Below are 24,861 nucleotides of genomic sequence, written 5' to 3'. Positions count from 1 at the left end.
CTCTGACTACTAAAATGCTCCTGAAGTACTCCTGAAGTACTCCTGAAGTACTCCTGAAGTACTCCTGAAGTACTCCTGAAGTACTCCTGAAGAACCTTGAGGAATCTTGAAGTATTCCCGAAGTGCTTTTGAAACATTTTGTTTTTATGTCGAAATTCTTCTGAAGAATTCTGAAGAATCTTAAAAATTTTGAAGGATCCTGAAGGTTCCTGGTTGACTGAATAAGACGATTTATGTCAATTTTGCAGCATTAGCCATATCTTCCTATATTATTAGTATCTTCCTATATTAATACCATTTTCAGAAGAACCTGCTGAGGAATATCCTGCACCAATGCAGGGAGAGTTTGGCCTCAGGCGGTAATCATGTTTACTCCGGTTTACAAAGAGAGGGGCTACATAGATGTCTGTAGTTGAACTTGCGTTTTTATAAGTTCCTCCCGAATTGCTGTATAAACAGTTATTCTCCAGCACAATTGTATGTGTCTCAGGGAGATAATTAATTATCGCATATCCTGTTCCATCAGGATCCTTCTTGCGCTTCTGGGTGGCAATGATTATGTTATTGCGGACAATGGTTTTATATCCTGTTCCCTGAGGTGAAAGATCAACTGAGTGGTCTACATCTGCGGTGGTAGGATACATGTTAATAATGGCTCCATGATATACCCCGTCAAATACGTTATTTTCAATAAGCGTATTAAAAAACCCACTTGTCACTATCCCTCCTACCCAATTAATGTTGGGATTCGTACCAGTATTGTAGAAGGTATTGTGGTGTATGTGGACGTTCTGTGCCTCTTTCTTAGAATAGGAGTTCCCATAGCCTATCAGCCACAACCCGGGACCATACGTATTATGGATAGTATTATTATAAACCTCTACATCATTAACAATACCTGTTGTTTTTTCAATCAGAATTGCAGATCCACCTGCACTCCAGTGGTAAAAAGAATTAATTACATTATCATGGAATTTTACATGATTTGAGTTCATTACTCTAAGCCCGCCATTAGTTCTGCAGGTTATTCTGTTATTCCAAGCTTTTATATTCTGACTGTCGATGGCAAAGAGACCATCGTGTCCTAATTTATACACCCTGTTATTATAAAATTTAATATTGGAACTTCTCTCTACTTTTAGCCCATCTCCATGCCCATCATGCATATGCATGTCATGCACATCTATGTTCTTAGAATCAGAGAAATGGATCATATTGTAATATCCTTGCCCTCTCTTTTTGTCTAGATTTTTGTCATGGTTTCCGTCAATCTCGAATCCTCTTATAGTGACTCTATTGACTCCGGAACGGTCCATCTGTGTTATCATGGGCTTGCCCACTGTCCAGTCTGCATTGTCTTCGAGTTTAATTACAGCTGTACGGTCTCCCTCAAGGATTGTATTGCTCCCAATTAAAATACTGTCAGAGATAACGTAAGTAGTATTACCTTTCAAGTGGACAGTTGAATATTCGGGATTTTTTGCAACATATGCAAGAGCTCGATTTATCTCTACCTGATCATCACTCCCATCACATGTGAAGTTTCCACTTCCATCAGCAGCTACATACACAGTTTTATTTGCCGGTTTTGGAAAAAAGCTGGACTCTATAGTATGAAAAATAAGTATTCCCAATGCAATCGAGAAAAAGAGGATTACAACGGAAATTCCTATTTTTTTCCTGTTTTGCTGTATGTATCTCAGATGTTTTTCATTCATTTTTATCCCTTGTTTAATTATAAATTTCTAATATTGAGAAAATCAGGATGCAAGTTCTTAATAAACACGAGAAATCGAGCTTTTTTCTGTGTTTTGAGAAAATGTAAAGGAGTCATTGTGCTCACGGTTCTTAATAACTTATCCCGGCAACCAGATAATAGCTAACTTAGCAAACTATGCATAGCAAAACCCAGGCTTACAATGAGAATGTATATTCATTTCAAGCATCCGAATACTTCTATCTCAAGTATCTGAACACTTTTAAAGATAAATAGGTCCTCCATTCACATATCTGAAGGGCTTTTTATCAATAATGAGAGTATAATGTTAATAATTTTATTAGTTTCTATTGCTGTAGTCATAAGACCTTTAGTATTCATAGTTCACATATGTGATGAGTTTTTGATATATAGATAACTTTGTATTTAGAGCGAACTGAATAGTCGTTTTTCATTTCAATTTATAGTTCTTCTCTCAACTAGTTACACTTTTAATTTGTGGATAAAATTTTTCTATCCAGCTTTTTGCAAATGATAGCGAACCCTCTATCCTGTTAAATTCATTTTTGATTATATTTCTCAAATGTTCTTTTGATTGAATAAATCTGACCGATACTTCTCTTTTAATTGTTTTCCATATTAACTCTACAGGATTCAAATCTGGTGAATAAGGTGGAAGAAACACAAGTTTAATTCCCAATTCTTTTGCTTTCATCTTTGTTTTATCTGCTTTATGTGCTTTAAAATTATCAAGTATAAGTACTATGATTTTTCCTCTGTTCTCTTCCATTATTTTTTCAAGAAACTCACATACGCTTTCTGCCTTTGAACTCTCTTTAAAATCAATCAGATTATTCCCATTAATTGAGTAAAAGGCAAATGCATTTGCCTTTATGTAATCTGTATTTTTTATCATTGAAGATTTTGTAAATGACCACAAACGCTGCGTATTTGCTTTTGTTTGTGGTGAGGATTCATCAAGGAAACCTATTACATATTTCTAATGTGAAAGAGGATACTTTGGAACTGTTTCACTTAACTTTTTTTAAAATTTCTTCTGCATCTTTAGGTCTCCTGTAGTCGAGAATATAAGGTTTTGAATGATGCATTCCAAAGTTTTTCAGTATAACTCCTATCCTTTTTAATGAGTACTCAACGCCATATTTTTCCTTTATTAGCTCTAATACTTCTCTGGTAGTCCAGAAATCTTTCTTTTTCAACAAACTCTTTAATTCTATCATTTGTTCGTCAGTAAGCTTAGGCTTTCTTCCTCCACCAAATTGTGGCATCAAGGCGGCATAGCCGCCTTTATTCCAATAATCTTGCCAATAATAGCCACATTTCTTAGTTACCCCAACTTTGATGGCAGCTTCTTCAACAGAACCTCCTAAATACCTAAATTTGATAAAATAAAGCCTTTTTAGAACGCGAGAGTTATTTTCATGTTTGATTAAGGAGTTAACCTCATCAAGACTTAACTTCTGATCAATAGCAATTTGTTCCTTCCCCACCATAAAAGGATAATATGAGTTAATGTGTGTAATACCTTACGTCAAGGACTATAAATAGAGTACAGAAAATTTAATAACGATATGAGTGGATGTATTGTCCATGGGTGATAGGGAAAAAAACGTGGGATTTGCTGCAGCTTTGAACATACTCTTCACAGTTATAGAATTTATTGGAGGGCTCTTAACAAACAGCCTGGCATTGATGGCTGACGCGCTGCACGATTTTGCTGACAGTTTTGCATTGATAATAGCCTGGTTTGCAGAGAAGAAAGCAAAAAAGCCCGCAACGAGTAAAATGACTTTTGGATATCGAAGGTTATCCCTTTTATCTGCGGTATTTGCTACTATTGTGCTTATAGCCGGGTCATTATTAATACTGTCCCAGGCAATACCGCGTCTGATCAATCCTGAACCCGTAAATGCCGAAGGAATGCTTTTAATTGCAATCATCGGGATCATAATAAACGGGCTGGGGTTTGTTCGGTTGAAGAAAGGGATGAGCCAGAGTGAGAAAATTCTGTCATGGCATCTTCTGGAAGACATTCTGGGATGGGTAGCCCTGCTCATTGGGGCAGTAATTATAAATTTCTGGAACGAACCTATTATTGATCCCATAATGACGATAGGATTCACGATTTTTGTATTATGGGGAGTTTCCAGAAATGCAAAGGAAACATTTAACCTTCTTCTAGAGGGTGTTCCGGCATATATTGATATTGATAAGGTCAAAGACTCCATCTTATCGATAGAAGGAGTGAAAAGGGTTCATGATGTCCATATATGGTCTCTGGAAGGAGAAACGGATATCCTAACAGCTCATGTTGTTGTTGAGAACAAATACCTGCAAGAACCAGATACTATAAAGCAGTCTATTAAAAGCAAATTAAAGGAGCTTCACATCGAACACTCAACACTTGAACTGGAAGGCGAAGGAGTTTGTTCTGAAACAGTATGTGTTTTAAACAGATAATGAGCCGATTATATACGCCAAACTTACTCCTTTGAACCTCGGACTTAAAGTAACCAATCGAGTTCTGGATCAAGAAAGCAATCATGACCAGTTCTGATACTAAATATGCTAGTTGTAAATAAAAAGAGATTATGCTAGTTGTAAATAAAAGGAGATTATGCTAGTTGTAAATAAAAAGAGATCAATTTGATTAGTACTTTCTCTATAGGTTATCCGGTATTTGCCTTTTTATTCTCTGGATTGTATCAATGAAATATTCAATTTCCTTTTTTACATCATCACTGCACAAGACTGTAGAAATTGCGACCAGGCTGTCAGCTCCGTTTTGAATGACGCTCTCGCAATTTTCTTTTTTTATTCCGCCAATAGCGACTACAGGAATTCCTATTGCAGCTTTAACTTCCCTTACTTTAAGCAGACCGATCCCTTTTCCAGCATCTTTTTTTGTGGCTGTATCAAAGATAGGGCCAAGACCCACGTAGTCAGCTCCGGCATTTTCTGCCAGGATTGCTTCTTCTCTGTCATGGACACTGAGCCCGATGATTTTATCATCTCCAAGAAGTCTCCTTGCCGTCTCCAGAGGCATGTCGTCCTGACCGATATGAACACCATCTGCATCAACCGCTAAAGCAACATCTATCCTGTCATTTACCAGAAAAATAGCCTTATCGCTGCATATCCTCTTGATTTCAGAGGCTTCTTCGATCATCACTTTAGTACTTTTATCTTTTTCCCTGTATTGAACAATCTTGCATCCTGACTCCACTGCTTCTTTGACATCGGATAAAGTCCCTTTCCTCGAGAGCCTGGAGTCTGTTACAAGGTAGAAGTCAATTTCTTTTAAAAGGAAACTTTTTCGGCTGAAATTTTTTTGGCCCATAATGCTTAAACCCGCTCATTCATGTATATTTTTCGAAAATATATTCTTCAAAATTTATTTTATTTTGAAATTACCGCTTTTTATTTTTGAGCTCGCTTTTCCTCAAAATTCATCATGCTTCTCGCTTTTTCATCCGACAGGTTGAACACCTCGTCATACAGGTTAACTTTGAAGCTTCCAGGCCCGCTTGATTTCACGGCTGCAAGTTCCCCTGCAATTCCAAAATAACACAGAGCGTCTCTTGAGGCTTCGCAGTAATCCGAATTAACGGCAGCAAAAGAGCCAATCACCGATGCGACCATACACCCGGTTCCTACGATAGAACCCATCTGTTCGTGCCCGTTCCTTACAACAAATACCCTCTCTCCATCACTTATAATGTCTTCTTTTCCTGTCATCACTACAATTGCGGAGCTTGACTTTGCAAATTCTTTTGCAATTCTTTCGGGGTCTGCACTGATTGTAGTTGCTTCAACTCCTTTTGTTTCAGCACTTTCGCCTGCCAGTTTTGCAATTTCTGAGTAATTGCCTTTGATAATATCTACATGAACTGAGTTGAGAATTTTTGCAGCCATCTCGTCCCTGAATTTCGTAGCCCCAACCCCTACGGCATCAAGCACAACAGGGATTTTCTTTTCGTTTGCAGCAGCAGCCGAGAGCAGCATGGAATCAATTATTTCGGAGGTGAGGGTTCCGATATTAAGCACAAGAGCCGATGAAATCCCTGTCATCTCAGTACACTCTTCGGGAGCGTGTGCCATAACAGGCAGCGCGCCAAAAGCCCTTGTCATGTTTGCGCTGTCGTAAATCGTTACCCAGTTCGTTATATGATGTATAAGGGGTTTTCTTTCTCTTATCGTTTTTAACGGGTTATTCATTAGGGTTCCTCAATAGACGTTTTAGCAGCTTATCCGTTACGACCAGTTGCATTGTAGGATCATAAACACGAGTATTGTAATCAGAAGCTATGGTTAGACAGAATCCTTATTCCTGATTCTTTCTATGCCCGTATAGATATTCATCTTCTGGCCCCGAACAAAACCGAGAATAGTAAGACCTGATTGTTCCCCAAGCCTGATGGCAAGTGTGGTTGTTGCGCCTCTTGAAGCAATAATAGGAATATTGGCTATAAGACATTTTCTTATCATTTCCGATGAGATCCTCCCTGAAGAGGCTATAATTGTCCTGGAAAAATCCACATCGTGCTTCAACCCGTAACCTATTGCCTTATCAAGAGCATTATGCCTGCCTATATCCTCCATTACGCAAATCCTGCCCTCTGGCCCAAAAAGCCCTACGATATGGATTCCTCCTGTCCTGGTGTGGAGCTCGGAGACAAGCGTGTCTTTCATTATATTCGTTATTGTGGAATGGTCAATGACAAGGTCGGACTGGATTTTCGGAAGCCTGTCAGCATCAAGATATGAAGTATCGCCGCCGCATCCCGAAAGAACGGTTTTGCCAGAGAGTATGAGCGTAAAAGGATTTTTAGTAAGGACATTTGCACTCATGCCAGTGACAATTTTCTCTTTTCCTGCTTGCGCTTCTATGTGCAGGGACTCAAGATCTTCAAGCTTGCTGATTATTTTTTCCGTGTATAAAAACCCTGTCACAAATTCCTCAAGTTCTGTCGGGCTTATCATGGCAGTTAGAGCATGGCGCCCGTTGACGAAGACTGCAAGAGGCATTTCTATTACCACCTCATGTGAGGAGGGAACAGTTGATCCTCCATCAATCTTTATATAAGGAATCGTGCTGTACATCTTACACCATATCCTGATGAATTGTCATTTCTTCAGGTTATGTTCCTGAATATTACCGAATTATTCCTTCACATTCCAGCTATCTTTTATATGGTATTTGCAATCTCTTCCACGGTCTCAATAAGCAGGTCTATTTCTTCCAGGGTATTATACAGGTAGAGGCTTGCCCTGACTGTACCGCTTTCAAGCCCAAGATGCTTCATTAGCGGAATACAGCAGTGGTCTCCCGAACGGACGAGAATTGCGGCTCTTTCATCAAGCAGATAAGCGATTTCATGCGGATGGATTTTGTCTATGGTAAACGAGACAACCCCTATCCTGTTTTTCACATTCTCGGGCCCATAGACAGTGACGTTTTTGATCCCGGCAAGCCCTGAAAGCAGGCGGTCAGTAAGTCTCTGCTCGTGCCTTAACATCGAATCCATTCCCAGGCTTTCGAGATATTTTACAGCCTGTGCAAGCCCTATCGCGCCTGAAATATTTGGGGTGCCTCCCTCAAACCGCCGGTAACCGCTTGTTAAGGTGTACCCTTCGGTTGTGACGTCCTCGACTGTGCCTCCGCCCAGTATGAGAGGAGAAATAATTTCATCCCGCATCCACAGAATGCCGATGCCGGTAGGCCCCAACATCTTATGCCCGGAAAAGCAGAGAAAATCACATCCAATGTGCCGGACATCTACAGGAAAATGGGGAACGGACTGTGCCCCGTCAACAAGAAAGTAGGCTCCCTGCGCTTTGCAAATGTCAGCAATTTCTTTTACTGGCTGAACTGTACCGAGTACGTTTGAGGCATGGCTGACAGCAACCAGTTTTGTTCCAGCAGTAATTGCCTCCTTAAATGCTTCGAGATCGATAACCTCGGTCCCGTCAGGCTGAATAACAACTACCTCAACGCCTTTCTGGCGCAGTCGAAGCCAGGGAAGCAAATTGGAGTGATGCTCTGTAATTGTTGTGACTATACGGTCTCCGGGTTTCCAATCAAGGCCAGCAGCAACCATATTGATAGCTTCGGTGGCGTTCCTGGTAAAGACAGTCGTGCCTCCTTTCCCGCCAATGAAACTGCTGACCTTATCGTGTGTGTCCTGATACCTCTGGGTTGCAACCCTTGCAAGCCTGTGCATTCCCCTGCCAACGCCGGAGCGGTATTGTCGGTCATATTCGTTCATTGCAGCTATTACAGGCTCAGGAATAAGGCTGGTTGCCGCACTATCCATATAATGGAGGTATTCTGGAATCTGGAAATCAACCAGGCAATCTTCAATTCCCATAAAACTTCATCCATACTCCCGCTTTTATATTCTGATTAAAGAAGGTATTATGCTGTAACATAGAACGAGTTTACATTTATTTTCTACTGCATAAATAATGTCCTTCGCAAGACAGCAAGCGTATAAAGCGTACATCGCTCCTGTTATGGAGTTCTCCTTCACTGTTATGAGTTCCCTTTACAATACTGACCAAAAAGAATAAAACAGTTGAGTTCTGTAGATTTATAGGAAGTTTGTTACCTGCAGGCAGACTGAAAAGCATTAGACTAAAAAAATAACACAAAAATCGTAGAATAATATAGTTTACTTATTAAAAATAAAAAAGAGGGAAACTTAATGGCAAGGGTTATGATTGTAGACGACGCCGAATTTATGCGAATGGCAATCCGGGACACTCTCTTTAAGCACGGGCACGAGGTGGTTGCTGAGGTGGCTGATGGGGACGAAGCCATTCAAAAGTATCTGGAGGTAAAGCCTGATCTCGTACTGATGGATATAATGGTGCCGGATAATGTGCCAGATAGTAAGAACTGGAAAAAGTTACTGGATAAGTTCCTTGTTATAGACCACAAAGCAAAAATGGCGATGTTTTCCTCTCTTGGTCAGCAGGTTCTGATAACAGAGTCCATGAAGATAGGCGCTATGGGGTTTGTAGTAAAACCTTTTGAATCGGATGGAATGATGGATGTAATTAGAAAAATTGCCGAACCAAACTAGGAAATTCTTTGAGTCAAAATCACATATCACAAAATTAAAAATTCTCTACAGGGTTTCAACAAGTTCTTTAAACAGTATAATAAAAGAAGAGAGGAAGACCAATAAAGGCAGATTGGGAAGAGTTTAAAAACAAAAGTACAATATAAAGATTCTTTAGCTGGATAAGCTGGATAGAATCATGTAAGAAAGTGTTTCCAAGATATGGAATCAAAGAAATATCTTATTTTGAGTTGTAATCTTAGCAGCTATTTTGAAGGGGAATCATGTTTTGAGATGAACTCAATAATATTAGTTTCGGGATAATCTCAATATTTAATTTATTTCAGTTTGGCAACCACCGCCTTTAATAAATAGGCTTCTCAAATTCTCATTTTTCGGTTTTTCACCTTCTAACAACCCTTAACAACTGCTTCCATAAGTTTCTCGCCATCTTCTCGCTGTTTTCTGAGTTTACTCCGAGTTCATCACACAAACCCATGAACTGGAGAGGATTTTACATCTCTCTTTCCAGTTCCTGATATATGCTGCTGAACTGCTCCAGCGCAGATTCAAGATTTTCAGCGATCTCTACTACTCGACCAGCCCACTAATTTCCCATTACATCACTAATATAACCTTTAAACTAATGAACTGAGATTTGTCATTTCTTACTAAGACTTATACCAATAAAGTAACATTACATCTTAAAAATAATATATGCCATGAATGCTTTGTATAACTTGCGTTCTCATCTATTGAAACAAAACTCCACAAGCAACACACTCCACAAAGATCTGCGGCATACAGGCAAAGAGATTGAAAACTTAAACTCAGTCCTGAATTCTATTCCAAACCTCTTCTCAGACTATGAAACTGGGCATTTTGAATGTTTTTTCAACGATCCAAGCTTAAGGTGAGAACGCAACCTTCTCTAAATAAAATTTTCTCTTTTCTCTGTGCAGCTTTTCCTTAATTTTTATAATTTTTATAATTTTTATTTATTCTCTTGTTCCTGTTTTTGTTCCTCTCTCCCCTTTGACCATTTTCATTATTCCTTCGGCTGCCATAATGCCTGTAGCAGCTGCATTGACAATGTCCCTTGAGAGCCCGGCTCCGTCTCCGGCTGCGAAGAGATTCTTGATGCTGGTTTCCATCTGCCTGTCGACATTCAGGTGCATTGCGTAAAATTTGACCTCAGGGGCGTAGAGCAGGGTCGAGTCCGAGGTGACGCCGGGAATTATCTCGTTTAAGGTCTCAAGGCCTTCGATTATGTCCATAACTATCCTGTGAGGAAGAGCCATTGAGATATCTCCAGGAGTTACGTCTTTAAGCGTATTTACAACAAGGTTTTTTGCAAGGCGTTCTTTTGTTGTTCGTCGGCCTCTTCTAAGGTCGCCCATGCGTTGCAGGACCGGTTTTCCTCCCCCTATAGTGGTTGCGAGTTTTGCGATTGAACGGGCATACTTTGTTGTATTCTCAATGGGTTCGGTGAGTTCAATTCGGACAAGGAAAGCGAAATTAGTATTTTCGGATTCGGTATTTGCCAGGGAATGGCCGTTAGTTGCGATAAAGCCTTCATACTCCTCCATTACAACAAATCCGCGCATGTTTGTGCAGAAAGTCCGGACAAAATCATCATAACGGCGGCTCTGGATATGGAATTTGGGGTCGCGATTAATTTTCGTTACAGGGTCCATTACGATTGCAGGGACTTCTACCCTTACCCCTATGTCAATTCCGCCATAACTGGCCTCGATCCCATGTTTCTCAATCATGTCCGAGACCCAGTTGCATCCCCGTCTTCCAGGTGACAGGAGCACATAGCTGGCTCGCATCTCCTGTCCATCAGACAGTATAATTCCTTTGCAGGTCCTATCCTCGATAAGCAGGTCCTTTACCTCGGTCTCAAGCAGGAAGTCCACTCCTCTGTTAACAAGGTTCTGTTTAAAGCGTGCTATCACTGTAGGGGCATTATCCGAACCTATATGCCGCTGCTTTATTTCGATAAAACGTGCTCCTACCGAGGCAGCCCTGCGTTTAAGCCCCTCTATTTCCGGGCTTTCGGTCAACAGAGCTTCCTGTGGCGCCCCAAACTTCAAAAAAACCTTATCCACCTTTTCCACGAGCTGCCAGGCTTCGGTCTGGTCGCCTGTCAGGGCTGCCAGGTCCCCTCCGACATCAGGCCGCAGGTTTAAGGTCCCATCCGAAAAAGTTCCGCAGCCCCCTACTCCGCACATGATATCGCAGGGTGTGCAGTGCATGCAGTATGTCTGAGTTTTCATTGGGCACATGCGTTCATCTATGTCCCTGCCCATGTCCACGATAAGAGTTTTTAAAGACTTGAACTCTGCAAGCTCATAAGCTGCAAACATTCCGGCAGGTCCTGCCCCTACGATTATCACATTATAGTCCGAATTTCTCTCCCGTTTCCCTGAATATTTGTCTTCATTATCCATGCGTAGCACCTTTTCAGTTTTGTAAGCATTCAAACATCCTGAAATTTCCAGTCTCAGCATAGAGAACTCCTGAAAACAGTAATAATTTTAAACCGAAAGCTTTTCAAAGTCCCCTCTGTAAATCCCCAAATTCAAAGCAAAACGCTAACGTGCTCCTGAAATGCTCTTTATAATTTATTGTGACAGAAAATGCAAGCTGTAAAAGATCAATAGAAGCCTGTTATATAAGCAATCTTCGCAGGCATTTTTCCTATCTAGCAATTTTCTTCTGCACCCTAATTAAGTATAATTTTCCCCTGTCAGGTATACTTTTCCCCTATACCATAATCAGGCATAATTTTCCTTTATATCATAATCAAGTATGAAATTATCCGTATAAAAAAATTCTATTTCGCTTGAAGAATAGCTGAGGCACCTGTTATCTAAATTAAATATCCGGTTTAAAAATTTAAGACTTGAAACGCGTTAAAAAAAGAATTTATGGATTTATAATCTTTTAAATTGCATATAGTCTTCTCACTTACCTTATTTTTGCTAAGAAATTAAAAACAATTATATAATACCGAAAAGAAATTCAATTAGTCCTTAACCTGGCATTTTTTTAAGGGTTTAAGATCTTCTAAAATCTTATTTGTTCGATAAAATCTGATTTGGTTTAAAGGGGGAAGAACAGGTGTGGGTAAGTAGATTGATTGTATTTTTATTGGTTACTATTTTTTTATGGCTGCAGTTTATAATCCTGCATCCGCCAAGGAAATTACTGTAGACAACAGTGGTCCAGGCGCAGATTTCAAATCTATTCAGGAGGCAGTAAACAATTCCTCATCAGGTGATCTCATTCTTGTTTATCCGGGCTTCTATAATGAATGTGTGGATATATGGAATAATGTAAGCATTCTTTCTGTATCTGAAAATCCTGAGGATACTACTGTTAGGGCTTTTATACTAAGTGCGAATAATATTACCCTAAGTGGTTTTAGAGTACAAGAACATTTAAAATTACAGGGTCCTGTAAATTGCAACTGGTATGATAAAATTGAGAACTGCACTGTTAAGAATAATATTCTGGAATCGGGTATTGGGACTGATAACTGCTACAATTCCACTATTGAGAAAAACGTAATCTTGGATTCAGGTATCTTCATATGGGGACCAGAGGGTGATTATACTTTTACAGTCTCTGATAATCTAATTGTTAGCGGAGTTATTCGTGTTGATCACGGACCATATTATTGTGTTTTGCTTAATAATACCCTCCTGGATGGTGGCATATTATTAATCAGCACCAGTGATTGCAAAATTCTCGGCAACTATATCTCGAATGATTCAAATTATGGAATTTCACTCATTAAAGCTTCTTCTGATATAGAAAACAATACAATTGTAAATTGTAGTGTGGGCATCTATCCAACCTGGTACTCGGGGGGGAATAAGATTTACAATAATACCCTGATCTCTAATGATCAAGGAATCTATCCAACCTGGTACTCGGGAGGAAATCAGATTTACAATAATACCCTGATCTCTAATGATCAAGGAATTATAGTTGGAAATTCAGGAGGCAACTCAATTTTAAACAATACTATTTCAAAAAACAATATTGGGATACTGGTGAGAGGCTATACAATAGACGGGGCGGGAAATAATTCAATCTTAAATAATATGATTTCAAACAACGACATAGGAACATTACTCGAAGGCGATTCCTCCGGAAATCTGGTAGCTAATAACAGGGTGGAGCTAAACAAGCAGTACGGAGTATATATCAAACAAGTTAACAATGAGGCTCCATATGATGGAACTAATCGGTTCTATAATAATATATTCAATAATACAGTCAACATCTTTAATGATACAGGCAACTATACAGGCAACTATTTTATTTCAAAGGCAACAAACATTAGCGGTGGAAAAAATAATGTTTCTTTAAACACCTCCAAAACCTCAGGCACTAACATTGCAGGAGGGTCTTACCTCGGCGGAAACTTCTGGGCAAATCCCGACGGAACTGGATTCTCGCAAACCTGCAACGACTGGAATAAGGATGGAATTGGGGACTCTATCTATACGGTCAGTGCATATGATATTGATTACCTTCCTCTCGTCTCTATGCCTGGAGACCAGCAGCCGGTATTTCCTGTTGCAGAATTCAGTACTAATGTAAGCAATGGTTATGTACCTCTTTCTGTCATGTTTACAGATCTTTCCCTGAATGCAACGTCCAGGGTATGGGACTTCGAGAATGATGGAATCATTGACTCTACCAATAAAACACCGGTTCACGTGTACCCTGTATCCGGTACCTTCTCGAAGCTATATCCAGTAGTAGCATCCGATAGGCCTCAGTACACTCTCACGGAGGCTCAGATTACCAAAAACAAATCAAATCAGACTAATCCTGTTATTTACGGAGATAAAATAGTATTTCTTGATGATCGCAATGTATCAGGGTATTATAATATTTACGTTTATGATCTCTCCACTTCCACGGAAACTCAAATCCCTACCAATATTTCATACCTTCCATACTACTACAATTCTGATGTATGGCCTGCAATCTATAGTGATAGAATTGTCTGGAGGGAATATCGTAATAACAACGGAAGAGTGGAAAGTTCCAGTATACACGTATATAATCTTTCTACCTCTAAAAAAACCCCTATCATAAACAGTACAAGCGTATATGATCCTGATATTTACGGAGATAGGGTAGTCTGGTTGGATTATCGCAATGGAAGGGGAGATATTTATATGTACAATCTCTCCACAGGCAGAGAAACAAGGATAACTACAAACGAATCCGATCAAGATGATCCAGCTATCTATGATGATAAAATTGTGTGGCGTGATCGTAAAAAAATAGTGTGGTATGATCGGCACAGAGGATATAGTACGTGGTATAAAGATGATATCTACATGTATAATCTCTCAACATCTACAGAAACTCAAATTACCACCAGCGGATCCGCATCGAATCCAAAAATCCACGGTAACAGGCTGGTTTACTTGAATGGCAGCCATATTTATATGTACAATCTCTCTACCTCTAAGGAGACCAGAATCACCACCACCAATGAATCTAAATCAAATCCTTCTATCTATGGGGATAGAATAGTATGGGCGGATTGGTGCAATAGAAACTGGGATATTTACATGTACAATATCTCCACTAACACGGAAACCCAGATCACCACGAATAAGTCCGATCAGATACATCCCGCAATTTATGGCGACAGGATAATCTGGGTGGATTCACGTAATGGATATAGAGTCAATGAACTTTTCCAGGGAAACCAAGACATTTACATGTGTACGGTATCGGTAATGGACCCTTCATTAAAACCGCCTGTTGCCGATTTCTTTGCGAATGTGACCTCGGGAAATGCACCCTTAAAAGCATTATTTACTGACAACAGAAAAGCAGCGAAGAGCCAGAACTGCGGAGCAAACGGAAATTAGCTATCAGGTCTCAAAAGCAGACTTCTCTAGTAAAGCAAGTCCTTTAACCTTCCTGACAAATCTGAGAAACATTATCAGGCACATTATTTCTCAGACAACTTTCCTGATAATCAGTTTCTTTACAACTTTTTTTCCATTTTCTCCATTAACGGCTTCATTTCCTTTATTTTCGGAGATCTCAACCCAGAGCTGGAAGTTGTAATCATTACCTGCTCCAAGGTCTCTGACACGTATTTCAAGGGGTTTCTCCCTTGTGGGTTCTTTTTCTCCTCTGAGTTTCTGGTGGAAGGTTTTTGCGGCAGCTTTTTCAGGAGCAGGGGCAGAGATTACTCCGATCATTCTTCCCTTTTCATCCGTGACAATGAAGGTTTTCTCTTTTTTATCCTGCCCTGCAGGCGGTTTCTGTTTTATGGTTTCCCGTCTGAGCTGGCGCCTTACCCTGCTTAGAGCATCGTCTGTACTTCTTTTTTCGGGAGCCTGCCTTGAAGCTCTCCGGACTTCGGAAAGGTGTTTTTCTTTCCTTTTGGGCGGAATGTAGGGGGCTTTTCCGAGAATCTCATGCAGAAGCATGATTGCAGCATGTTTGTCCAGTGGCTCGTTATTATTTCCGCACTTCGGGGACTGGATACAGCTCGGGCAGCCACTTTCACAGGGACAGCTCTCTATTGCTTTTAGGGTGCCGTCAAGCACCTCTTCTATAAGGTCGTAACCTTTTTCTGCGTACCCCACTCCACCCCTGTGCCCGTCATAAATGAAGATCCCGCTTTTGTTTCCAAGGTCAGGATGGGACGGCGTGGAAACCCCGCCTACATCGCTCCTGTCCACAAGCAGGTGAAGAGGGTACATTGAGATCATTGCATGCTCTACAGCATGGATTCCGCCTGCAAAATCCAGTTTATGCTCTTCTGCAAGTTCCTGCAGCCTGTCTGGAAGCTTGAGCCAAACAGCCATTGTCTGGAGGCTGACTGGAGGCATCTCAAGGTTGTGTGCGCTCATTATGTCATTACTCTGGGTCTGAATTTTCCTGTAACCAATAACCCTGTCCGTTACCTCGACTTCCCCAAGCCCGACCTCAACTTCCGGCGCGTGCAGCAGAGGCTTTACCGCATATGTTTCCTGTACAATCACAGACGAATCGATCATGGGTTTCGTATAATAAGCATCATGCGTTTTTACGGCATGGATCTCCTTCTTTTCATGGTCGATCCTGTTTATGTAATAAGGTTCTCCCCTGTGCATGTAAACAGCCCCGGGATGGCATTCCCTGAAGGCTAGAGTTTCTTCGATGTCTTTTTCTATAGGGAAGCATTTTTCCCCTTCAAAAGCAAGCAGAGAGTAAGTATTATTATCGATTCCCCGGAGAGAAACGTGTTTGTACGGGAACGGGTCAGTCGAATACTTCAGGTTGTCACCTGCAAGCAGACCTTCGATTTCCAGAAGTTCCACAACTCTTGAATAGCCTTGCCCGAAATATTTCTCATCAGATGCTTTTAGAGGAATTTCTTTTGCGGCACAGAGCAGGTGTCCTGCAAGGATATATGGATTTCTGGGGTTGAGTACGGCATTTTCACTGCTTCTTGCAAAAAAATCGGCAGGATTTCTCATATAATACTGGTCAAGAGCATTTGTGCCTGCTACAAGGACAACAAGGCTTTCATTCCCACTTCTGCCCGCCCTGCCTGCCTGCTGTCTTGCACTCATAACTGTCCCCGGATAACCGTCCAGAATACAGGCATCAAGTCCTCCAATATCTATCCCCAGCTCGAGTGCATTTGTGGATATAACCCCCCGAAGTTCCCCAGAATTCATTTTCTTTTCGATTTCTTCCCTTTCCCTGTCAAAATAGCCGCTCCTGTAGGAACAGATTGCAGAGGAAAGATTTTTGCTCCTTAAAAGCTCCCGGCAACGTTTATACATCCTCTCAACTCCCTGCCTGGACCGGGTAAAAGCCAGGGTCTGGAATCCTGCCTGTACAGCCTTTGCAAAAATCGAGGAAGCCTCAGAAAAGCTGCTTCTCCTCAATGTGCACCCTTTATTGTTTATGTAAAGTGGTGGGTTCCAGAAAACGAACTGCTGACTGCCCTGAAGAGAACCATTGTTCTCAACCACTGCAACTTTCCGCCCGACAAGGGTTTCCGTATGGTCATCTGGGTTTCCTATAGTTGCAGAACAGCAAATAAACTGCGGGGATGCCCCGTAATACTCAGCCACGCGTAAAAGCCGCCTTAGCAGGTTTGCCATATTGCTGCCTATAACCCCCCGATAGTAATGACTCTCGTCAACGACTATGAACCTGAGGTTCGAGTAAAACCGCCTCCAGAGATGATGCCAGGCAAGAAAACTCATATGGATCATTTCAGGGTTTGTTAAAACCACATTGGTTTGCCCTTCTCTTACCTTCCTTTTCTCGACTTCTGAGAGAGCGCCTGTATATCTGGCTATGCCTGCCCCTGATTTCAGAGCCTCTTCGAATTCCAGAAAAGACTTTAACTGGTCGTTTACAAGGGCATTTAAAGGAGAGATGTAAAGGGCGGTTGCTTCGGGCTCATTAAGAATGGTCTCAAAAACAGGAATTATATAAGTAAGGGATTTTCCGCTTGCTGTAGTCGTACACAATACAACGTTTTTTCCTTCCCGGATTTTTTCTATGGCTTCTACCTGATGCGTATACAGATTTTCGATCCCGATGCCTGAAAGGGCTGCTTTTACCTGCGGTTTCAGCTCCAGAGGCGCATACAGGGCTTCTCTTGCAGGGATTTTTTCATTATGAACGATTTGGTTTTCATAGCGGCTGGAAGCTTGAATCTGATCTAAGAAGAGGGAAATGTCCATTTTTTTCGGCACCGTTTTATTTTATGCTGGAGATCTATCCGGATGTTATTCTTATAGTATTTTGCTTTTTTCTTTCCTATTTTTCCGCAGTCCTTCTGGCATCAGCCTACAGGGTGTAACAGTAAAGCGTAATCATAAAGCTGTTGGAGAATAATCCAAAAATGTAATCGGCTGATGTAGCCGGAGTATAAACTGGAGATACCCTGAAAACTCTGCAACATCAATTTACGAATTTTCTCAAACGAACCCTCAATCCTCCAGAGCTCTCAGAAGACCTCTTTTTTCCCAGTAAGAAAGGGAAGTAATTATTGATAAGGAAAATTACAGGTATCAGGCAGAGCAGGTTCAGCACCGTTAAGCCAAGAGCAAAACCGGCATTGTAATAATAAGCCTCAACATCAATCACAAAGACCAGAACTATAAGTTTTATAAGAATATCTTTTACGGGGAAGTGAAGCGCAAGAACAATCAGGCTATTTCTCCCGTAATATTCCAGTACCTTTGAACTCCCGATGTTTTTGAAGAGGTAAACAAAGGTAAAAATTCCTGAGAAGCCCAGCAGGTAGTAAGAAAAGAAGTTTCCGTATTTCAGCACGTTCATATTCATCTCTTCTGCCGTAGGAAAGTGTAAAAGGTATCCAAAATATAGCAGATTTACAAAGGTAAGAATACCGGGAAGAAACTTCCAGACCTTATTAAACCCTTTTCTGAGTTTCGCATTTGGCTAGGGCTGGGAACTCAGGCTAGCTTTAGGCTTTTCCAGCAGTTTCCGCTCTTCGGGTTCCAGGAATTTTCTGAATAAATTTCCGGCCCCATAAAAAACCACGGCTGTGAGAGCCACGTCCGCATTCCAGGGCAGCCTGAAAGGCACATAGACCGAATAAAGATACCCCATCACTCCGACAGCCGTGAGCCAGAATATAAGCTTTCCCGGTTCAGTGTAATATCTCTTTGCAAACCCGTAAAAGAGAAGCTCGGTTATAAAAAGGCAGGTCAGGAACCAGAGGGGAGGATTGTAAGAGATCAGGGGTCCCAGCGCATACACTATGGAGTGAATGTTTTCGGCAGGACTGGCTTTGAAAAAGTCAATGTTCGTGATCCCTGGTTGGTACCATGTATCCAGTAATAAATAAAACAGGCAGGTAAGCAGGGCAAAACCGAAGTAAGGAACGATAAGTGACCTGAATCTTTTCTTTACAAAATTTGCAGCCGATGATGCATATTTCCAGAAATCAAACAGCAGCCCGGATATGAAAAAGAAAAGCGGCATATGAAAGGAAAAAATGTAAGTATCGAGCGCCACCGGCAGTTTATGATGTGCAAACACAACAAGTATAATCCCGATTCCTTTTAAAGCATCTATCCAGCGAAGTCTCATCTTATTAAAAAATAAATACCTTTATATAATAATCTTTTGCACTGGAGTTACGCTTCGGGAGGAAGGGTGCCCTTTTCACAAGCCTTTTTGAAAAACTGCTTGAGCGCAAGCCTTTTCAAAAAACTGCTTGACCGCAAACTTTTTAGAAAAAAGTTTGATCAAAAACCGGCATGACGGCGTGGTCAAGCGGCGCAGCGCTTGATGATAAACCGGCGCAACGGTTTCGGTCAAGCCTTTTCGTAAAAAGGTTGCAGCGTGACGTTTGCGTTCAAGAGGGCTAATGCTTCTTCTTTTTGCTTTCTCTCAATTTTTTTCTTCGACTTCCATTTGCCTTTTGTGAAGGGTGTCAAGCAAGCTGGTAGAGACTTTCGTAGTTATTTATTAACTAAAAAATGTTCCCGAGTAGAAGGATTTTTTCCAACCCATACAACCTGTTCACCATACCAGTTATTTCCAGTGGAGATATTTAGAATTTAACCTTTGGAGTCTCCCTTTCTGCCTGCTGGGTTTCAAATAAATCTTTTTTCTTGAATCCCATGAGGGATGCGACAATATTTTTAGGGATTGTCTGAATGCTGATATTGTACTTCATGACAGTATCATTATAAAACTGCCTTGAATATGCAATTTTATTCTCGGTCTCCATGAGGTCTTTCTGAAGCTGCATAAAGTTCTGATTGGCTTTCAGTTCAGGGTAATTTTCTGCAACTGCGAATAGGGACTTGAGGGTTGAGGACAGATAATTTGATGCTTCTGCCGTTTCACTGATGCTATTTGCAGACATCACCGCAGCTCTGGCTTTTGTGATATCTTCTAAAAGAGTTTTTTCGTGTTTTGCATAGCCTTTCACGGTTTCTACAAGATTTGGAATAAGGTCATAGCGCCTTTTAAGCTGGACATCTATTTGAGCCCAGGCATTTTCTACCCTGTTTCTTTGTTTTATAAGATCATTATAAATTATGACAAAAAGTAACCCCAGAATTATTAATATTATTATCGAGATCTCCAGTAACAAGAAATCACCATCCGTTAAATTGAAATATACCTTAACGGGCTCCACCGCCTCCGCCACCTGAACCTCCGCCCACTCCGCTTACTCCCCCGCTTCCGTATGAAGATGGAGCTGAAGATGGAGCTGAAGATGGAGCTGAAGATGAGTAAGCACTCTCAAAGCCTGAACCGAACTGGCCGAAGCTGTGGTACACGTAGTAAAAATGGCTTGTTTCCATTTGTTCAGCAGGAACCACTAATGACATGTTTTTAAGGACTTCTTCTGCAACTCCAAGAGCGGTTGCATATACCAGATAAGAGTCCCAGAGTTCAATGGATTCCGGAGGATGCTCTTTTAGCGCGGAAAAATCCGTGAGGTATTTTTTGAAGTTGTTCCAGCGTTCATAAAAGAGCCTCCCTTCAGGAGTCCAGCGCCCAAGCGCCTTTTCGAATACCGCTGAGAAAATTATCATGACTATCCCGAAAGCTGCAATCAAAATTACAAGTATTTTTACATTGGATGCCCGAGGGAATGCATCTGATGGGAAAAAATTAGAAACTGCGATAAAATAAATGATTGCTGCAATTGTAGTAATTGCGCCGAAAATGCTCATGTATTTGTTCCCAGTGGATTTGAAGAGTTTTTCAACTGCAATATGTCTTTTAACCTTCTCATCCCAGGCGAGAATAAAATCATAGAAATCTGTCCCTTCTCCAAGTTCTTTTTTCAGTTTGTTCCATGAAATTTTGTTTCCAGAAGCATGTTTTTTCAATAAATTGAGCACGTCTTTCTCGAAATCTGCTAGTTCTGGGAACTTCCCCTCAGCTTTCGCGTAAGATTCTGGACTTTCAAGTTCAATTAAAATGTCTTCAGATTTGGATTTAAACAAACCATATGCCTTGCTTTCTTCAGATGTTATAGTACGAAGAGAAATATAACCAAGGTTGGCAAGGTTCATAACCGTAGCAGTAAATCCGTCCATTGTAGGGATGCCTATTTCCCCCTGCATTATAGCATTGACTATCGCAGGTTTTGAATCGGTGGGAGGTTCTCTTTCATATACTGCTTCGTAGTCTATTTTCGGTTCTCTTCCATATTTGAAGTAGATGAGGAAGGGAACTGCCAGATAAATGAGAGCGAAAAGAACTGTCAGACCGTAAAGGCTATTTAAAATTGATACTTTTCGCTGGTATTCATTCTCAATAGCCATTATTTCTTCGAAGCCTTCTGAGTTGTCTATCTGAACAATACTGGAGTTGGGAGATTCTATCCTTGGAAAAACAACTCTGATTTCATACCATCGATATGAAGGAATTTCTCCCGTCCTTAAATAGAGAGTGTTCTTTTCCACACTAACATTCTGAGTGTAGTCAGCCGGGTGTATCCAGTACCGAATCTCACTCTCGTTTTCAACAGGGAGTGTAATGCTTCCTTTCAAGTTTCCAAGAGATTTTTCCCATTCTTCGCCCCAGAGCTTATAGTAAATTCGGAAACATCGTTATGGACTTTAACTACACCGTAATGATCGTAGGAAACAAAAAAAGTCACTTTTTCAGGAGTCGGGGTTGGAAGTTCACCTATCAACTCGTATCCTTCGGATGTCTCTTCAACTCTGAAAGTACATGCATTATCCGAACAATATCCCTGGATATTCCGAATAGATTCCCCTGGAGACACTTCAAGAACTCTAAAAACTTCACTATAGTCTCCATCAAAAGTGTATGAAATCGATTCCTCAACATGAACAATGCCTGTGGGATCTATAGTTATATTCGTTGTCGCTTCTTCCAGAGTATAGTCTCTTGCACTAGCTGAGGGCATCAGACAGAAAAGAACCAGTAGAGTAACAGTTATAATAGCTATTTTCAGGAATGCAGGATTAGTACCTGATTCTCTTACAGGTTTAAGAGATCCTTTCAAAAATCCCAGCCAGATTCCTCCAACTCCATATTACGTTCAGTATATTAAATTTTACCGGAGTTCTCTTAAAAAGTAACAAAACATGAAATTAGGGAGGTCTGCACTGCAATTAAGAATACAAAACCCTTAAAAACTAATTAGTTATAGGCTATTGATTCTCATGGTTTTTTAATAGCTCTCAAGGTATCAGTTATTATTCGATTCCGCTGTTCTCCTCAAAACCACCTCTTATATTGCCAGCCCCTCCGTCTCCATCTCCTCCTTGATAGGACGATGAGAAGGTATTTCCGTGTTCGTAACCAGACTTGCTATAATAATTGCAGCTTATAGGATGAAAGCGGCTCCTTTTTATCTGCTCCGGCGGAACAATCTGAGATATATTTTGAAGCATTTCCTTTGCGACTCCGAGGGAGACAGCATATATAAGATAAGAGTCCCAGACCTCAACTGATTCAGGAGGATGTTTTTTTAGAGCAGAGAGGTCTGTAACATATTTTTTAAAATTGTCCCAGCGTTTGTAGTAAAGGCTTCCTTCGGGAGTCCACCGTCCAAATACCGTTACGAACGCGTTTGAGTATTTTGTCATAATGAATCCATAGATCCCAATCGAAGCTGTCAACACATAAATCTTTGATGTCAGAGGAAAGGCTTTTGACGGGAAAAACCCGGTGATTAAAATATAATAAACAATTGCTGCGATTAAAACTAATCGGGCAAACCAGTACATGTACACATTCCCGGTGGATTGGAAGAACTTATCAAACACCGTGTATGCCTGTACTTTTTTGCTCCAGGCAATTGAGAACTTATAGGAATCCTGTCCGTTTTGAAGCTCTTTTTCAAGTTTTTTCCAGGAGATTTTCCCTTCAGAAGCATGCGCCTTTAACAGACTGAGCACGTCTTCTTCAAAATCTTCCAGTTCAGTGGAGACTCTACCGGTTTGAGGGTCTTTCTCATTATCGGGAAGTTCTACCATAAAGTCTCTGGATCCGGGCTCCTGAATATCTGACGAGTCTTTCTCTTCGGGTTTTAAGTTCCGGAATGAAATATAGCCCCGGTTAGTAAGGTCCATAATGGTTGCAGTAAATCCATCTATTGTGGGGATACCCATGTTCCCTTTCATAACGGCATTTACAACGGCAGGTTTGGAATCGGCAGATATCTCTTTTTTAGATATTGCTTTATAATCGATTTCCGGTTCTCTTCCATAGAGATAGTATATAAAAAGAGGAAACGCCAGGACAAGGAGTGCAAATAAAATTGTCGCACTATACAGATCTTCCAGGATCAGCCCTTTCTTTTGATATTCACTTTCAATAGCCAGTATCTTTTCGAGCCCTGCGGCATTATCCACTTGGACAAGATCAGGATTGGGGGATGCAATTCTCGGGAAAACAGCCCGGATTTCATACCACTGGGTGGAAGGGATCTCGTCTGTTCTTACCAGAATGACATCATTTTTTACATTTACTTCCCGGGTATAGTCAACCGGATGAATCCAGTACCTGATTTCACTCTCGTTTTTCACCGGAAGCATAACACTTCCTTTAAATTTCTTTAAAGGTTTCTCCCATTCACCACCCCACAGCTTATAGTTAAGTTCAGAGACATCCCTGTAAACTTTGACTGCACCGTAGCAATCATAAGAAATATGGAATGTTAATCTTTCAGGAGTAGGGTCTGGAAGCACACCTATTAATCTGTACCCATCCTGAATCGGTTCAATCAGGAGTTCACATTCTTTATCGGAAAAATGCGCCTCAACATTCTCGATAGATCCTCCAGGCAGGGTTTTTAGTTCTCTGTGAACATCGATATACTTCCCATCAAATACATATGAAACCGACTCTTCAACATGGACAACCCCGCGGGGATTAACTGTTATATGTGTCTCAGCTTCTTCCAATGAGTATTTTGCACTGACTGGAGATACCAGGCAGATAGTAAGCAGCAAAAAATTGACTGTTTTCAATAGCAAGGACCTAAGTACTACCTCTCTGGCACCCCCACAGGAAGCATCTGAAAGCCCCAATAAATTTCCCCCAACCCATATTATATTACGGATAATATAATTATCCGGAATCTTCTTAATACTTGGGTATGAGCAGAGCCGCTGGTGGCTGTTTTTTGTAAAGTTTAAACTCAGGCACCTGGCAGAAGAATACAAAAGTCTCGAAGTAGAAGAGTTTGAAGAAGGCGAGTTTCCCAGGAAGCTTTATCGGATAACCATGCGGAAATAAAGATGGACAACCTTTGATAAGATTCTGATAGCAGGAAATTGCTTAAAAAACCGTTATTGCTTGCAATCCGGAAACTAGAAAAAGCTACACCTGTGTTTCCTGTGTTCTATTCTTTCCCGCTTTTCCTGATTAGAAACTTCTTACTTTAAATCATAACAAAAATCAACAGCAGATGTACTTAATAGTACGAGTATACACAATAAAATCACGTGTATATAGTTGAATTTTATGTTCGCGTTGAAAATTTTCGTGTTAAAATCTTTTTTCATTGAATCCAATTTTTGATATAATTAATTTAAAATAATTTATGCCATTAGTATATTCTGGAGTGGGAAACCGGAGTAAAGGGGCGAACTGAGATCTACCGCTTAGAAGAACCTCCTGAGGGCGCTGATCCATCTCTTCGAATAAATGTGTTTGGGGGAGCACGATATCTTCGAAGAGGCTACATTGGGGGATGCAGTAAACGAATTCGGCGCCTTGAGGTTCTTCTTACTCTTACTAACCGATTTCTTAATATTTCATAAGCTGATTTCTCATAACTGGTAAGAAATTCTTTATACTCTGAATCTGCTTTTTAGTGCTTTCTTATTACTTTTATTACTTTTCCAATCTCATTTAAGTCCATTTCTGATTTGCTGCAGGCTTGCTTATTATTCAGTTCCTATCATTATCCGGTTTTTAATGTTATCCATTTCCTATGATTAAAAGTTCCTCATTTTTGGAAGAAAGCATCGAATTAAGAGGCATTAACTTTCAATATTTCATCTATTTTTTGCG

At 40.7% G+C, this 24,861-nt stretch carries 15 protein-coding genes and 2 pseudogenes; 3 read left to right on the top strand and 14 right to left on the bottom strand.

Annotated elements, in window-relative coordinates:
* Positions 1-272: 272 nt before the first annotated feature.
* Positions 273-1,718 (bottom strand): right-handed parallel beta-helix repeat-containing protein, encoded by a 1,446-nt coding sequence (locus tag AOB57_RS00850; protein ID WP_054298776.1) that lies wholly within the window; start codon positions 1,716-1,718, stop codon positions 273-275.
* 474 nt (positions 1,719-2,192) lie between these two features.
* Positions 2,193-3,231, bottom strand: a pseudogene (locus AOB57_RS00845) (IS630 family transposase).
* Positions 3,232-3,328: 97 nt separating this feature from the next.
* On the opposite strand from AOB57_RS00845, the gene AOB57_RS00840 reads away from it, so the two are divergent.
* Positions 3,329-4,198: a cation diffusion facilitator family transporter gene (locus AOB57_RS00840; RefSeq protein WP_054299104.1), complete on the top strand. Its 870-nt coding sequence runs from the start codon at positions 3,329-3,331 to the stop codon at positions 4,196-4,198.
* Positions 4,199-4,400: 202 nt separating this feature from the next.
* On the opposite strand, the gene thiE is transcribed toward AOB57_RS00840, so the two are convergent.
* The 4 genes from thiE to AOB57_RS00820 all read right to left on the bottom strand — a co-directional run bounded on the left by thiE (position 4,401) and on the right by AOB57_RS00820 (position 8,109).
* The gene (gene thiE, locus AOB57_RS00835; protein ID WP_054299103.1) at positions 4,401-5,078 is read right to left on the bottom strand and encodes a thiamine phosphate synthase; all 678 of its coding nucleotides are present in this window, start codon (positions 5,076-5,078) and stop codon (positions 4,401-4,403) included.
* Between the two features lie 80 nt (positions 5,079-5,158).
* Complete coding sequence (thiM, locus tag AOB57_RS00830) at positions 5,159-5,956, bottom strand: hydroxyethylthiazole kinase (protein ID WP_054299102.1); 798 nt, start codon at positions 5,954-5,956, stop codon at positions 5,159-5,161.
* A 93-nt stretch (positions 5,957-6,049) separates the two neighbouring features.
* On the bottom strand, positions 6,050-6,841 hold the full coding sequence (gene fdhD, locus AOB57_RS00825; protein ID WP_054299101.1) for a formate dehydrogenase accessory sulfurtransferase FdhD: 792 nt from the start codon (positions 6,839-6,841) through the stop codon (positions 6,050-6,052).
* Between the two features lie 86 nt (positions 6,842-6,927).
* Positions 6,928-8,109 carry an aminotransferase class V-fold PLP-dependent enzyme gene (locus tag AOB57_RS00820; protein ID WP_054299100.1) on the bottom strand — a complete coding sequence of 394 codons (1,182 nt, stop codon included), beginning with the start codon at positions 8,107-8,109 and terminating at the stop codon, positions 6,928-6,930.
* Between the two features lie 336 nt (positions 8,110-8,445).
* On the opposite strand from AOB57_RS00820, the gene AOB57_RS00815 reads away from it, so the two are divergent.
* Positions 8,446-8,826: a response regulator gene (locus AOB57_RS00815; protein WP_054299099.1), complete on the top strand. Its 381-nt coding sequence runs from the start codon at positions 8,446-8,448 to the stop codon at positions 8,824-8,826.
* Positions 8,827-9,803: 977 nt separating this feature from the next.
* On the opposite strand, the gene AOB57_RS00810 is transcribed toward AOB57_RS00815, so the two are convergent.
* Positions 9,804-11,261: an NAD(P)/FAD-dependent oxidoreductase gene (locus tag AOB57_RS00810; RefSeq protein WP_054299108.1), complete on the bottom strand. Its 1,458-nt coding sequence runs from the start codon at positions 11,259-11,261 to the stop codon at positions 9,804-9,806.
* 720 nt (positions 11,262-11,981) lie between these two features.
* On the opposite strand from AOB57_RS00810, the gene AOB57_RS00805 reads away from it, so the two are divergent.
* On the top strand, positions 11,982-14,720 hold the full coding sequence (locus AOB57_RS00805; protein WP_054299098.1) for a NosD domain-containing protein: 2,739 nt from the start codon (positions 11,982-11,984) through the stop codon (positions 14,718-14,720).
* 90 nt (positions 14,721-14,810) lie between these two features.
* On the opposite strand, the gene AOB57_RS00800 is transcribed toward AOB57_RS00805, so the two are convergent.
* The 7 genes and pseudogenes from AOB57_RS00800 to AOB57_RS00780 all read right to left on the bottom strand — a co-directional run bounded on the left by AOB57_RS00800 (position 14,811) and on the right by AOB57_RS00780 (position 23,873).
* Entirely contained in the window at positions 14,811-17,564 is a 2,754-nt protein-coding gene (locus tag AOB57_RS00800) for a DEAD/DEAH box helicase (RefSeq protein WP_226999570.1), read from the bottom strand.
* Between the two features lie 208 nt (positions 17,565-17,772).
* Positions 17,773-18,153, bottom strand: coding sequence for a hypothetical protein (locus AOB57_RS14360; protein ID WP_226999569.1), 381 nt, complete (start codon positions 18,151-18,153; stop codon positions 17,773-17,775).
* Between the two features lie 123 nt (positions 18,154-18,276).
* Positions 18,277-18,930, bottom strand: a complete 654-nt coding sequence (locus tag AOB57_RS14355; RefSeq protein WP_226999568.1) for an acyltransferase family protein — start codon at positions 18,928-18,930, stop codon at positions 18,277-18,279.
* Between the two features lie 466 nt (positions 18,931-19,396).
* A complete protein-coding gene (locus tag AOB57_RS00790; RefSeq protein WP_226999567.1) occupies positions 19,397-20,002 on the bottom strand; it encodes a LemA family protein in 606 nt (201 codons plus the stop codon).
* Positions 19,977-20,930 (bottom strand): DUF2207 family protein, encoded by a 954-nt coding sequence (locus AOB57_RS14985; protein WP_394339718.1) that lies wholly within the window; start codon positions 20,928-20,930, stop codon positions 19,977-19,979. The genes AOB57_RS00790 and AOB57_RS14985 overlap by 26 nt, the downstream gene beginning before the upstream one ends.
* A 327-nt stretch (positions 20,931-21,257) precedes the next feature.
* Positions 21,258-21,742 (bottom strand): annotated as a pseudogene (locus AOB57_RS14980) (DUF2207 domain-containing protein); the annotation flags it as partial.
* A gap of 292 nt (positions 21,743-22,034) precedes the next feature.
* Complete coding sequence (locus AOB57_RS00780; RefSeq protein ID WP_054299096.1) at positions 22,035-23,873, bottom strand: DUF2207 domain-containing protein; 1,839 nt, start codon at positions 23,871-23,873, stop codon at positions 22,035-22,037.
* Positions 23,874-24,861 lie beyond the last annotated feature (988 nt).

Source organism: Methanosarcina flavescens, assembly GCF_001304615.2.
Lineage (GTDB): Archaea > Halobacteriota > Methanosarcinia > Methanosarcinales > Methanosarcinaceae > Methanosarcina > Methanosarcina flavescens.
The sequence above is the reverse complement of the archived record's forward strand: the minus strand, read 5'-3'. Positions and strand labels throughout refer to the sequence as shown.